15 protein-coding genes are annotated in these 13,029 nt (G+C 60.2%); 7 read left to right on the forward strand and 8 right to left on the reverse strand.

Translation table 11 applies throughout. The features are described from left to right. Window positions 1-3: 3 nt before the first annotated feature. Window positions 4-348: a YgiW/YdeI family stress tolerance OB fold protein gene (locus tag EAY64_RS06965; RefSeq protein ID WP_158604631.1), complete on the reverse strand. Its 345-nt coding sequence runs from the start codon at window positions 346-348 to the stop codon at window positions 4-6. A 174-nt stretch (window positions 349-522) separates the two neighbouring features. Next, complete coding sequence (ppsA, locus tag EAY64_RS06970; RefSeq protein ID WP_103524058.1) at window positions 523-2,910, reverse strand: phosphoenolpyruvate synthase; 2,388 nt, start codon at window positions 2,908-2,910, stop codon at window positions 523-525. Window positions 2,911-3,232: 322 nt separating this feature from the next. Here ppsA and ppsR point away from each other — a divergent pair, with 322 nt between their 5' ends. The 7 genes from ppsR (at window position 3,233) to EAY64_RS07005 (ending at window position 8,257) form a co-directional block, all read left to right on the forward strand. Then, a complete protein-coding gene (gene ppsR, locus EAY64_RS06975) occupies window positions 3,233-4,054 on the forward strand; it encodes a posphoenolpyruvate synthetase regulatory kinase/phosphorylase PpsR (RefSeq protein WP_103524059.1) in 822 nt (273 codons plus the stop codon). Window positions 4,055-4,316: 262 nt separating this feature from the next. Further along, window positions 4,317-4,589, forward strand: coding sequence for a hypothetical protein (locus EAY64_RS06980; RefSeq protein WP_103524060.1), 273 nt, complete (start codon window positions 4,317-4,319; stop codon window positions 4,587-4,589). A 282-nt stretch (window positions 4,590-4,871) separates the two neighbouring features. Further along, a complete protein-coding gene (gene trpS, locus EAY64_RS06985; protein WP_103524061.1) occupies window positions 4,872-5,894 on the forward strand; it encodes a tryptophan--tRNA ligase in 1,023 nt (340 codons plus the stop codon). Between the two features lie 143 nt (window positions 5,895-6,037). Continuing rightward, window positions 6,038-6,727, forward strand: coding sequence for a CTP synthase C-terminal region-related (seleno)protein (locus EAY64_RS06990; protein ID WP_103524062.1), 690 nt, complete (start codon window positions 6,038-6,040; stop codon window positions 6,725-6,727). 10 nt (window positions 6,728-6,737) lie between these two features. Next, the gene (locus EAY64_RS06995) at window positions 6,738-7,064 is read left to right on the forward strand and encodes a chorismate mutase (RefSeq protein ID WP_103524063.1); all 327 of its coding nucleotides are present in this window, start codon (window positions 6,738-6,740) and stop codon (window positions 7,062-7,064) included. Between the two features lie 35 nt (window positions 7,065-7,099). Next, window positions 7,100-7,570, forward strand: a complete 471-nt coding sequence (locus EAY64_RS07000; RefSeq protein ID WP_103524064.1) for a CreA family protein — start codon at window positions 7,100-7,102, stop codon at window positions 7,568-7,570. Between the two features lie 6 nt (window positions 7,571-7,576). Beyond that, window positions 7,577-8,257, forward strand: a complete 681-nt coding sequence (locus EAY64_RS07005; RefSeq protein ID WP_103524065.1) for a YdcF family protein — start codon at window positions 7,577-7,579, stop codon at window positions 8,255-8,257. Between the two features lie 51 nt (window positions 8,258-8,308). Here EAY64_RS07005 and EAY64_RS07010 read toward each other — a convergent pair whose 3' ends face one another. The 6 genes from EAY64_RS07010 to mltG form a co-directional block, all read right to left on the reverse strand. Further along, window positions 8,309-9,091, reverse strand: a complete 783-nt coding sequence (locus EAY64_RS07010; RefSeq protein ID WP_103524066.1) for an MBL fold metallo-hydrolase — start codon at window positions 9,089-9,091, stop codon at window positions 8,309-8,311. A 4-nt stretch (window positions 9,092-9,095) separates the two neighbouring features. Continuing rightward, the gene (locus EAY64_RS07015; protein ID WP_103524067.1) at window positions 9,096-9,887 is read right to left on the reverse strand and encodes a TatD family hydrolase; all 792 of its coding nucleotides are present in this window, start codon (window positions 9,885-9,887) and stop codon (window positions 9,096-9,098) included. A gap of 49 nt (window positions 9,888-9,936) precedes the next feature. Further along, window positions 9,937-10,302, reverse strand: coding sequence for a PilZ domain-containing protein (locus EAY64_RS07020; protein ID WP_103524068.1), 366 nt, complete (start codon window positions 10,300-10,302; stop codon window positions 9,937-9,939). A gap of 98 nt (window positions 10,303-10,400) precedes the next feature. Continuing rightward, window positions 10,401-11,402: a DNA polymerase III subunit delta' gene (locus EAY64_RS07025; protein ID WP_103524069.1), complete on the reverse strand. Its 1,002-nt coding sequence runs from the start codon at window positions 11,400-11,402 to the stop codon at window positions 10,401-10,403. Then, window positions 11,402-12,031, reverse strand: coding sequence for a dTMP kinase (gene tmk, locus EAY64_RS07030; protein WP_103524070.1), 630 nt, complete (start codon window positions 12,029-12,031; stop codon window positions 11,402-11,404). The genes EAY64_RS07025 and tmk overlap by 1 nt, the downstream gene beginning before the upstream one ends. Beyond that, a complete protein-coding gene (mltG, locus tag EAY64_RS07035; RefSeq protein ID WP_199734403.1) occupies window positions 12,024-13,013 on the reverse strand; it encodes an endolytic transglycosylase MltG in 990 nt (329 codons plus the stop codon). Before mltG ends, tmk begins: the two co-directional genes overlap by 8 nt. Window positions 13,014-13,029: the final 16 nt, after the last annotated feature.

Genomic DNA, 13,029 nt, shown 5'->3' on the forward strand with positions numbered 1-13,029 from the left:
GGGCTATTTGAGAATTTCCACTTTTTTGACATCAATCTTGCTGCCAGAAAATTCCTTGTCTACCTTGCCCTGCAAACGGACTTTGCTCTGCGCGGTAAATTTTTCAGCCGGCAGATACTTGCTGTCAATTTCCACTTTTGCCGTACCGCTGGCATCCTTGAACTCATAATGCTTGTTATCGATCTGGCGGACGATATTGCCCTCCAGCATGACGCGGCTGTCGTCAGCGGCCTGCAGTGCCTTGGCAACGGTGGTGAGTGCCGGGGTGCTGCCTTCGCCAACAAATTCGGCATGGGCACTCAACGGCAGCAGGGCGGCGATACTCAGCATGGCAAGAATTTTTTTCATGATCTGTCCTTGTATGGATGGAAAGTGCCCCACCATTTAAGCTGGGCGAGCTTAAGCCATGCTTAAAGCAGTCATCAGCCAACCCCGTCCTTTAGACCAGCCATGCCCAGACTGAGCACCCATAAAAAAACCGCCCTCGAGAGGGCGGTTCTTGTCTAGCCTGCAGTTGCAGGCTTAGGCGTTCAGTTCACGGGCCAGGTACAGCCAGGTTTCCACCACGGTGTCCGGGTTGAGGGACACGGTTTCGATGCCCTCTTCCACCAGCCACTTGGCAAAGTCCGGATGATCCGACGGGCCCTGACCACAGATGCCGACATACTTGTCGGCCTTGCGGCAAGCCTGGATCGCCATGTGCAGCATGGCTTTCACGGCTTCGTTACGCTCGTCGAAGGTGGCGGCAATCGGGCCACCGGAATCGCGGTCCACGCCCAGGGTAAGCTGGGTCATGTCGTTGGAACCGATAGAGAAACCGTCGAAGAACTGCAGGAACTTGTCGGCCAGCACAGCGTTGGTCGGCAGTTCGCACATCATGATCAGACGCAGGCCGTTTTCGCCACGCTTCAGACCATTGGCAGCCAGGATTTCCACAACCTTCTCGGCTTCAGCCAGGGTACGCACAAACGGGATCATCACTTCCACGTTGACCAGACCCATCTCGTCGCGCACCTTCTTGATGGCGCGGCATTCCAGGTCGAAACAGTCACGGAAGGATTCAGCCACGTAGCGTGCAGCACCACGGAAACCGATCATCGGGTTTTCTTCGTGCGGTTCGTACAGCTGACCGCCGATCAGGTTGGCGTACTCGTTCGACTTGAAGTCGGACATGCGCACGATGACCTTTTTCGGGGTGAAGGCTGCGGCCAGGGTAGCAACACCCTCGGCAATCTTGTCCACGTAGAAGTCAACCGGGCTGGCGTAGCCGGAAATGCGATCGCTGATGGTCGCCTTCAGGTCGGCCGGCAGGGTGTCGAATTCCAGCAGGGCTTTGGGGTGAATACCGATCTGGCGGTTGATCACGAATTCCATGCGCGCCAGACCCACACCTTCGTTCGGCAGCTGCGCGAAGTCGAAGGCCAGTTCCGGATTACCCACGTTCATCATGATCTTGACCGGAGCGGCCGGCATCTTGTCCAGCTCGAGGTCGATGATTTCGACATCCAGCAGGCCGTCATAGATGTTACCGGTATCGCCTTCGGCGCAGGATACAGTCACCTGCATGCCTTCACGCAGGATGTCGGTGGCGTCACCACAACCCACCACGGCCGGGATACCCAGTTCGCGGGCGATAATCGCCGCGTGACAGGTACGACCACCACGGTTGGTCACGATGGCGGCGGCACGCTTCATCACCGGTTCCCAGTCCGGGTCGGTCATGTCGGTCACCAGTACATCACCAGCCTTGACGCGATCCATTTCGGAAGCGTCCTTGATGGTGCGCACGGTGCCCTGGCCAATCTTCTGACCAATGGCGCGGCCTTCGCACAGCACGGTGGACTTGCTGTTCAGGCGGTAGCGACGCAGGGTGTCCTTGCGGTCTTCCTGCGACTTAACGGTTTCTGGACGGGCTTGCAGGATGTACAGCTTGCCGTCTTCGCCGTCACGGCCCCATTCGATATCCATCGGACGGGCGTAGTGCTTCTCGATGATCAGCGCGTATTCAGCCAGTTCCGCCACTTCCGCGTCGGTAATGGAGAATTGCTTGCGCTGTTCAGCCGGCACATCCACGGTCTTGACCGAGCGGCCAGCCTGGGAAGCATCGGTGAATTCCATCTTGATCAGCTTGGAACCCATGTTCTTGCGCAGCACAGCCGGACGACCTGCCTTCAGGGTCGGCTTGTGTACGTAGAACTCGTCGGGGTTCACTGCACCTTGCACCACGGTTTCGCCCAAACCATAAGAAGCGGTGATGAACACCACGTCTTCGAAGCCGGATTCGGTGTCGATGGTAAACATCACACCGGCGGCGCCGAGGTCGGAACGCACCATGCGCTGTACACCAGCAGACAGAGCCACCACATCGTGGGCAAAGCCTTTGTGTACGCGGTAGGAGATGGCGCGATCGTTATACAGAGAAGCAAAAACGTGCTTCATCGCATCCTTGACGTTTTCAAGGCCACGAATGTTCAGGAAGGTTTCTTGCTGGCCTGCGAACGAGGCATCGGGGAGATCTTCTGCGGTTGCAGAAGAACGGACTGCTACGGAAATATCAGCACCACCGGCATCGGCGACCATCTTGTCCCAGGCAGTCTTGATATCTTCATCAAGCTTGGCCGGGAAAGGGGTATCGATGATCCACTGGCGAATTTCCTTGCCGACTCGCGCCAACTCGGTCACGTCGTCGATGTCCAGATTGGACAGCGCGGCGCTGATCTTGTCAGCCAAGCCATTGTGCTGGAGGAAATCTCGGTAGGCATCCGCGGTAGTAGCAAAACCACCGGGGACTCGGACGCCCGAGCCTGCCAGCTGACTGATCATTTCACCCAGGGAGGCGTTCTTGCCGCCTACCTGTTCAACGTCAGTCATGCGCAGCTTCTCGAACCAGATGACGTAGTTCTCTGCCATCACTTCACTTCCTGTGTTGGATTGGACGGATAGAAAACCCGCATTCTAGCCGAATACCACAGGACTTGCGTAGCCCATTTTGCAGCGCACAACATCAGGGTTTGCCCCATATCAATGCAAACCACGCCCGAGAATGGTGAGTGTAAGGGCGTTTCTTTGCCGATTTGTGACCGCAATGTAGTGTGGCAACTACAACAAAAGCCATAGCCAGGGCGGATCATGGCCAATTCATGCCAGCACCCTCACCGCTGCCGTACAGTCGGCGGGCAGGGGTATAATCCCTCACAACTATTTTCTTATCGATTCCGAAACAGGTGCATCCATGCCACACCGCCGCTCCGCCTTTTTCATCTCCGACCGCACCGGCATCACTGCCGAATCGCTGGGTAATACCCTGCTGACCCAGTTTGATACCCTGGAATTCAAGCGCGAGGCCATCCCCTTCATCGATACCGTGGAAAAGGCCCAGGTGGTGGTACACCACATCCGAGCCGTGGCCGAAGCCGATCACCTGAAGCCACTGGTGTTCACCAGCATCGTCAACCCGGAAGTACGCCAGGTACTGCATATCGAAAATGCCCTGGTGGTGGATTTCTTCGATACCTTCATCGGCGAACTGGAAGCCGAACTGGGGCAGAAGGCCTCGCTGACGCTGGGCAAAGCCCATGGTGTGGGCAGCGAGGAGAAATACGACCACCGCATCGAAGCGGTCAATTTCTCGCTCAATCACGATGACGGCGTAAAACTGAAAGACCTGGCCGAGGCCGACGTCATCCTGGTGGGCGTATCACGCTCGGGCAAAACCCCCACCTGCCTGTATCTGGCGCTGCAATACGGCATCAAGGCTGCCAACTACCCGCTCACCCCGGAAGACCTGGACAGCCCCACCCTGCCCAAGATGCTGCTGCCCTACCGCAACAAGATGTTCGGCCTGACCATCGATCCGGCGCGCCTGCACCATATTCGCCAGGAACGCCGCCCGGACTCCAAATACGCCAGCCTGGACAACTGCCATTTCGAGGTAAACGAAGCAGAATCGATGTTCCGCTTCCACGGCGTGCCCTTCATCAGCACCACCCACAAGTCCATCGAAGAAATCGCCACCACCATCATGCACAAGGCCACCTTGTCACGTCGTTTCTAAGAGCCGCGAACAAAAACCCTGCTGCTGCGTGGCGCCTCCTTGCTACAGGGCCGCTACGCTATGTTGTTAGCCGCTCTAGGCCGCGCCACCGGCCGGCAAGCGAAAAAGGAAGGCTGTCACGCCTTCCTTTTTTTACGCCCCTGCCGGACCAACATGGCCTCACAGGCAATATCCCATTGTTTTATATCGACTTTTAAATAAAGAAGAGGAACTGTCGTTAGCAAAAGCGGCTCCAAACACCATCACTCCACCGGAGCTGCCCATGTTCATCCTCCCGATTACCAGCTGGCAAAGCTATGCGCCCGGCAGTTGGCGCCAGGGCGCGCAGCTGGCCGGTGTCAGCGGCAAACCAGACACGCCGGTACTCTCCGGCGAACAGCGCAAGGAAATGGCGGAAGCCAGCAACGATCAGCAGCAGGAACAGCAATCTGCCGCCCAGCAGCAACAGCCGGACCATCCCCTGCCCGGCAGAGCGGCCCATGGCTACCAGCCTGCCTATCAGGCGTTGGGCAGCGTGATCGATAGCAGCGCCTGATACTGTTCAGAACAATCCTGTCCCCGGCATGTCATTTTCTCTGGATATTTTTGCAACAGCCGCCGCTTGACGGCGGCAAGCCCGCCGTGTTGTGATAGAAAACATGAACTCCCGCAACGCATTCGCATCCTTTAGCTGGTGGTGGCGCCTCTTCTGAGGTAGCACCGGCGACTGCGCACGCATACAACCCGGAGGCTGCCGACAAGGCGGATCCGGGTTTTGTTTTGTCTACGTTCCTCCTTGTCGATGGTTTCCGTTAATCACTGAAGATCGGAACCCGACATGAAACTGAGCGACATCACCTCCCAGGACATCATTCTCACCGGCGACCGCACCACCGGCTCGCTGCACCTTGGCCATTACGTGGGCTCGCTGCGCAACCGCGTGCTGCTGCAGGACCGCTGCCAGCAATTCCTGCTGCTGGCCGATGCCCAGGCGCTGACCGACAATATGGGCAATTACCTGAAAGTGCGCGACAACGTGCTGCAGGTAGCGCTGGATTATCTGGCGGTGGGCATAGATCCGGACAAGAGCACCATCTTCATCCAGAGCCTGGTACCGGAGCTGACCGAGCTGGCGTCCTACTACCTCAATCTGGTGACGGTATCGCGGCTGGAACGCAATCCCACCATCAAGGATGAAATAAAACAACGCGGCTACGAGCGCGACATTCCGGCGGGCTTTCTTACCTATCCGGCGGCGCAGGCGGCCGACATCACCGCTTTCAAGGCTACCGTGGTACCGGTGGGCGAAGACCAGATCCCGATGATCGAGCAGACCAACGAGATCGTGCGTCGCTTTAACAGCAGCGTGGAAACCCCGGTGCTGGTGGAGGCCCGTGCCATGGTGCCGGAAGTGGGCGCCCGCCTGCCCGGCATCGACGGCAAGGCCAAGATGTCCAAATCGCTGGGCAACACCCTCACCCTGTCGGCCAGTGCCGATGAAATCCGCCAGGCGGTGAAGATGATGTACACCGACCCCAATCACCTGCGCGTGTCCGACCCCGGCCAGGTGGAAGGCAATGTGGTGTTCAGCTATCTGGATGCCTTCCACCCCAATATCGAACTGGTGAAACGCCTGAAGGAACACTACCAGCAAGGCGGGCTGGGCGATGCCGTCATCAAGCAGCATCTGGAAGAATGCCTGCAGGAACTGCTGGCCCCCATCCGCCAGCGCCGTGAACAATACGCCCGCGACCCGGCGGCCATTCTGGCCATGCTGAAACAAGGCACCGCCCGCGCCCGTCAGGTAGCCGCTGTAACCCTGTCTGAAGTCAAAGCTGCCATGGGGCTGAACTACTACTAAGCGCCGCTGACACACTCCCTGCTGCTGCGTGCATCCCGGCTGGCGATGCACGCAGTTTTATTCGCCGCAATCCGTAATTTTTGTTACAAACAATCAATTAAAACCATTTTGTTGATAAAATTTAACCAGCAAAAGGACTGCCCATGACCCGTATCGCACTGGTAGGCGACTTTGATCCCGGCGTGGCCGCTCACCAGGCCATTCCACTGGCGCTGCAACTGGCCGCGACTGAACTTGATGTGACTACCCAATCCGTATGGCTGGCCACCGACAGCATCCACAGCACGGCAGATCTGGCAGGCTTTGCCGCCATCTGGTGCGTACCGGCCAGCCCCTATCGCAGCATGGACGGCGCCCTGACGGCCATTCGCCACGCCCGCGAACAGGGCCTGCCCTTTCTGGGTAGCTGCGGCGGCTTTCAGCACGCCATCCTCGAATACGCCCGCCATGTGCTGGGCTGGCAGGATGCCGAGCATGGCGAAACCGCCCCCGCAGCCGCGCGCGCCGTCATCGCCCCGCTCAGCTGCGCCCTGGTGGAAACCCGTGCCGAAGTACGCTTTGCCGCCGGCTCGCAATTGGCCGCCATTTATGGGCAGGCTTCCGCCATGGAAGGCTATCGCTGCCGCTACGGGCTGAACCCGGCCTTTGCCAGCGAACTGACCAGCGGACCCTTGCAAGCCACCGCCTTTGATGAAGATGGCGAAGTGCGTGCAGTCGAGCTGAACGACCATCCCTTCTTTATTGCCACCCTGTTTCAATCCGAGCGCGCTGCCCTGCAAGGGCAATGCCCGCCGCTGGCCCGCGCCCTGCTACAAGCAGCCCGCCACCACTGAGGACACCACCATGGAATTTGTTTACCAGTGCCAGAATCTGCCAGAAGTGCGCACGCAGATAGACCGTATCGACCGCGAGCTGGTCGCCCTGCTGGCCGAGCGCGGCCTGTATGTGAAACAGGCGGCAGCCTTCAAGCAGAGCAGCGACGAGGTGGAAGGTGGCAAACGGGTGGATCAGGTCATGCGCCGGGTGGAAAAGCTGGCCGGCGAACTGGGTGCCGATCCGCAACTGACCGCCGAGGTCTACCGCACCATGATCAGCCACTTCATCGCCAGTGAAATGCACGAATTCGAGCGCCAGCAAGCGGCAATGGGCAAAACCGCGCCGTCGGCTTAGACTGCAGTTTCTCACTCCCTGAACAAGGCATTGCCGTGAAAAAACTCTGTGCCACCCTGCTGCTGGCCGGCCTGTGCAGCCTGCCCAGCGCCCATGCCGAAGAAGTCGGCAAGATCTCCACCACTTTCCGTCTGCTCAGCCCCAATGACAAGGTGGTGGTGGACGCCTTCGACGACCCGGCAGTCAGCGGTGTGGCCTGCTACGTGTCGCGCGCCCAGACCGGCGGCTACAGCGGGGCAGTCGGCCTGGCCAAAGACCCGTCGCGCTTTTCGGTAGCCTGTCGCCAGATCGGCACTATCAGCTTTGCCAAACCGCTGCCGAAGCAGGAAGAAGTGTTCAAGGAAAGTGCTTCCTTTGTGTTCAAGCACGTGCGGGTGGTGCGTATCGTCGATGCCAAGCGCAATACCCTGGTCTACCTCACTTACTCCGACAAACTGATCGACGGCAGCCCGGACAATGCAGTCACCGCCGTACCGGTCAGCGGCCAGAGCATTCCGCAGAAATAGCCGCGCATGTCCTGCCCGCCCACGCCTACCCTGCAACACGCCAGCCAGCTGTGGGACTTCCTGAGTGCCGGCCGCAGCCATCAAGCCTGTGATGTACTGGTGGTCTGCGGCTCTTATGATCTGCGCGTGGTCGATCACGCAGTAGCATTGCTGCAGCGGGGTATTGCCCCGCGCATGCTGATCAGCGGCAATACCGGCAACTGGACCCGTGATTTGTGGAGCAGACCGGAAGCCGAGGTCTTTGCCGAACGCGCCCTCGCACTGGGAGTGCCTGCGTCACAACTACTGCTGGAACCGCAGGCGCGCAATTTTGCCGAGAACCTGAGCTTGTCGCGCGAACTGTGCCCGGCCGCCCGCAGCGTCACCTTTGTCACCAAGCCCAACTCCATCCGCCGCGTCATGCAGACCCAGCCAGTGCAATGGCCGGGCATCAGCTGCTGCGTGGACGCACCCGAGTTTGCCTTCCCCTGGGAGGTATCGAATATGGTGGGCGTATTCGGGCTGATCGAAGAAATGGTGGGCGATATCCACCGCCTGCTGCGCTATCCGCGACTGGGCTTTCAGCAAGCACTGCAGATACCTCCAGCCGTACTGGAGGCATGGCAACAACTGATTGCCCAGGGCTACAACCGTCATCTGCTGCGGGGTAGCGCGCTGGATGACTTGCCACCAGATCTGACCACCTGAAAACAGCAAACCCTACAGTTATTGCGGCCGGCAAACACGCCAGAGAAGGTGCTACACCCGCACCCGCAAGCCGTCATACCCCACCTCCACCCCCGGCGGGCACAGCGCCGACAGCGTGTGGTATTCCAGGCGGTGAATCATGTGGATCAGCATGGTGCGACGGGCGCCGATGCGTGCCGCCCATTGCAATGACTGATGGAAACCCAGATGCGAGGGGTAGCCGTCCATATTCAGGCAATCCAGAAACAGCACATCCAACCCTTGCAACAAGGCCAGGCTGTCATCCGGGATATGCGACAGGTCGGTCAGCCAGGCGGCATTGCCGATGCGCCAGCCCAGGCAGGGCCAGCTGCCGTGTTGCAGCGGAATGGGGGTAATGGACAGGCCGGCATGCTGGAACGGGCCGCTGACCACTTCTGGCAGCAACACCGGCTTGTCCCACACCTTGGAGGGTGGCTGCAGCGCATAGCCAAAGCGGCTGGTGATGTTGTCCATGGTGAAGGCATTGCCATACAGCACCACCGCGCCTTGCCGGACATAGCAGAAGGCCCGCAGATCATCGATACCATTGAGGTGGTCGGCATGCGGGTGGGTATACAGCACCGCATCCACCTGGCGGATGCCTTCGCGCAGCGCTTGCTGGCGCAGGTCGGGCCCGGTGTCGATCAGCAAGCCCAGTTCGCCGCAGCGCACATAGGCCGAGCAGCGGGTGCGGTGATTGCGCGGGTCGCTTGAGGTACACGTGGCACACTGACAGCCAATAGCCGGGGTGCCCGAGCTGGAACCACAACCGAGAATGGTGATTTCAAGTTGACCCGGTTGCAGTGCGCTCATGGCATCAGCCTTGCTGCCCGGCTTGCGGGCGCTGGATTTTACTGAAGAGACGATAGAAGTTGTCGCTGGTGGCTGCGGCAACTTCCTCGAAACTGATGCCGCGCAGTTCGGCAATATGCTCGGCCACATGGCGCACATAGGCCGGCTCGTTCAGCTTGCCGCGATAGGGAATCGGTGCCAGATAGGGCGAATCGGTTTCCACCAGCATGCGTTCCAGCGGCATTTTTTGCGCCACTTCCTTGATCTGGGCGGCGTTCTTGAAGGTGACGATGCCGGAGAAGGAAATATAAAAGCCAATCTCCAATGCAGCCTGCGCCACTTCCCAGTTTTCGGTAAAGCAGTGCATCACGCCGCCGCATTGATCGGCACCCTCTTCGCGCAGGATGCGGATGGTGTCGGCGGCTGATTCGCGGGTGTGGATGATCAGCGGCAGCCCGGCGCGTTTCGCAGCGCGGATATGGGTGCGGAAACGCTGGTGCTGCCATTCCAGGTCGCCCTTGCACCAGTGGTAGTCCAGCCCGGTTTCACCGATGCCCACCACGCGCGGATGGGCGGCATGGGCCAGCAGTTCGTCTTCGCTGAATTCTTCCGCATCCGGGTCGTCCGGGTGAATGCCGACGGTGGCGTACAGATTGCCGTGGTTTTCCGCCAGCGCCAGTACCTCGGGATATTTGGGGCGGGAAACGCCAATCACCAGCGCCAGCTCGACACCGTTGTGCTGCATATTGGCCAGCACCTCGGGCAGACGGCTGGAGAGGTCGGGGAAATTGATATGGCAGTGCGAATCGACAAGCATGGTGTGGTATCTGGCTGGCAATGTGCCCGGCCGAGGCCGGGCAACGGGATTACATGGTATGGGTGGGGCGGCTGGAGTTGAGCACGCCGCCCAGCAGGGTTTCAATCTTGGCCTTGGCCTGGTTGCCGGCATCGCCAGCGGAAAACTCCACGCCTATGCCCTGTACCCGGCTGTTATTGGCACCGGCCGGGGTGATCCATACCACCTTGGCCTGCACGGCGATTTTCTGCGGCTCGTCCATCAGGGTCAGCAACAGGAAGACCTCTTCGCCCAGCTTCATGTCCTTGTTGGTGGGGATGAAGATGCCGCCGTTTTTCAGGAAGGGCATATAGGCGGCAAACAGGGCGCTGCGCTCCTTGATATGCAGCGACAGCACGCCAGGACGGGTGAGATCGGGACGGGTGGTATTTTCCATATGCGCGTTTTCCGCTTTCCTTGTCATGCTGCCAAGAGCCGCCATCCACATGGCTCCTGCATTATAGATAGCCGCTGCAGCAGGTGTACTGCAGTCGATCAGCCCTGGCGGCCTCCGGCGAAAATCTTCAGATAATCCATCAGCAGCGCTTCCAGCTGCAGCCGCGTATTAAGGGTGTGCTGGCCAAAGGGGGCCAGCTGTTGCAGGGCATCCTGGCAACGCATCAGCGCCACGGGGTCGCAGCGCAACACCAGCTGCTGCAATACCGCTTGCTGCTCGGGATGATAGCGGACAATCCCTGCCAGACTCAAACCAGCCAGGTCGTGCAGCCATTTGCCCAGCCAGCCCAGCGGAATGGCCAGCGGCAGCTTCTGTTTGTCCACCAGCTCCGCCAGATTGAGGATGCTGGCGAAAGTAGGCTGGCCCAGGCCATCGATAAACTGGCTGCGCAGCTTGGCCAGCACCGGATCATGGTCGAACAGCGGGGCGCCGCCGTTGTGGGCCAGCTCGGCCTCGGCATTGCTCACCCCCTGCTGGCGCAACCAGTCCAGCGCCTGGGCCGGGCTGGGGGCCGACAAGGGAAACTGGCGGCAGCGGCTGCGGATGGTGGGCAGCAGGCGCTGTGCCGCCTGGGCCACCAGCAGGAACAATACGTCTTGCGGCGGTTCCTCGAGGATTTTCAGCAAGGCATTGGCGGCGGCCGGGTTGAGGTTTTCCGCTGGCTCCACCACCACGATGCGCTGCCCGGCACGGTGGGCGGTGAGATGGGCAAATTCGATCACCTGGCGCACCGCCTCGATCTTGATCAGCGGCAGCTTGCGGCCAGGCTTGGCCTCCTTGCCTTCCTCCTCGTCATCGGTCTGCGGTGACAGGCGGCGGAAATCGGGGTGAGTGCCGTGTTCGAACCAGCGGCAGCCTTTGCAGTGGCCACATGGCTGGTAATCGGCCTGCAATTGTTCACACAGCAGCGATTGCGCCAGATGCAGGGCGAATTCCAGCTTGCCGGTGCCGGCCGGGCCGATGAACAGCCAGGCATTGGGCAGGCGGGCGCGCTCGGCGTTCAGCCGTTGCCAGTCTTGCAGTTGCCAGGGAAACAGCATCAGCTTCGCTCCAGCAAGGCCGCCAGATGGCCAGCGATATCCTGTTGCAGCTGGGCAATGCTGCGAGTGGCATCCAGCACCCGGAAACGTGGGTCCTGGGCCGCACGTTGCAGATAGGCATCGCGCACGCGCTGATGGAAATCAGCCTTTTCCTGCTCGAAACGGTCCAGCTGGCGGCTGCCGGCCATGCGCTGGCTGGCCACATCCAGCGGTACATCAAACAGCAGGGTCAGGTCCGGCTGCAGGCCTTGCTGCACCCAGTCTTCCAGCACGGCAATGCGCTCGGCGGCCACGCCGCGCCCACCACCCTGAAAGGCGAAAGTGGAATCGGTAAAGCGGTCGGACACCACCCAGCGTCCGTCTTGCAGTGCCGGGCGGATCAGACTGGACAGCAGCTGCTGGCGCGAGGCGAACATCAGCAGGGTTTCCGCTTCCAGCGAGACCTGGGTATCCACCGCCAGCAACAGGGCGCGCACCTGCTCGCCCAGTGGAGTGCCGCCCGGTTCGCGGGTGAATTCAGCCGCAATGTCATGCGCGGTTAGCCAGTCGCGGATAAAGCCCAGATGCGTGCTCTTGCCAGCGCCATCGATGCCTTCCAGCGTGATGAAACGGCCAGTGTGCTCAGCCATTGGAGCCTTTCTTCAGAATATATTTGCGCACCGCCTGATTGTGCTGCTCCAGCGTTTCCGAGAAATAGGAGCTGCCATCGCCCTTGGCCACGAAATACAGGGCGCTGGAGTTGGCCGGATTGGCGGCAGCTTCCAGCGCGGCCTTGCCGGGCAAGGAGATGGGCGTCGGCGTCAGGCCGTTGCGGGTATAGGTATTGTAAGGGGTGTCGCGGCGCAGGTCGGCTTTGCTGATATTGCCCTGATAAGCCGTACCCATGCCGTAGATGACCGAGGGGTCGGTCTGCAGGCGCATGCCCTTGTTGAGACGATTGACGAACACGGCGGCCACCAGCGGGCGGTCGGCATCCAGCGAGGTTTCCTTTTCCACCAGGCTGGCCATGATCAGCAACTCATACGGCGTGTGATAGGGCAGATCCGGCTTGCGCGCGGCCCAGGCGGCTTCCAGCTTTTGCTGCATGGTGGCGTAAGCGCGGCGGTACAGATCCAGATCGCTGCTGCCGGGCGTAAACAGATAAGTGCTGGGGAAAAACAGCCCTTCCGGCTTGATATCGTTCAGCCCCAGCTGCTGCAGCAACTGGGCATCGCTCAGTTCACGCGCTTCATGCACGATGTCCGGATTGCGGTCGACTGCCTGCCGCAGCTGGCGGAAGCTCCAGCCCTCGATCACGGTCAGGCTGGCCTCGTCGGGATGGCCATCCGCCAACCGCTGCAGGATGTTCCACATCGATACCGATTCATTGAACTGGTAGAGGCCGGCCTTGATCTTGCGATCCATGCCCTGCGCCCGCCCCAGCAACATCATGATATTACGGTTGCGGATGACCCCTTCATCTGCCAAAGCCCGCGCCACCTGCCCCAGTGTGCGGTTGGGGCCGATAGTCAGTTTGTAAGGCGATTGCGGCAGGTCGACCGGAATGAGCACCACCCAGCTCAGCCAGGCGGCAACGGTGAGCACGGCCAGCAACAGGATGCGAGGCCACAAGGCAGGAGATTTTCGT

Source organism: Aquitalea palustris (assembly GCF_003693445.1).
Taxonomy (GTDB): domain Bacteria; phylum Pseudomonadota; class Gammaproteobacteria; order Burkholderiales; family Chromobacteriaceae; genus Aquitalea; species Aquitalea palustris.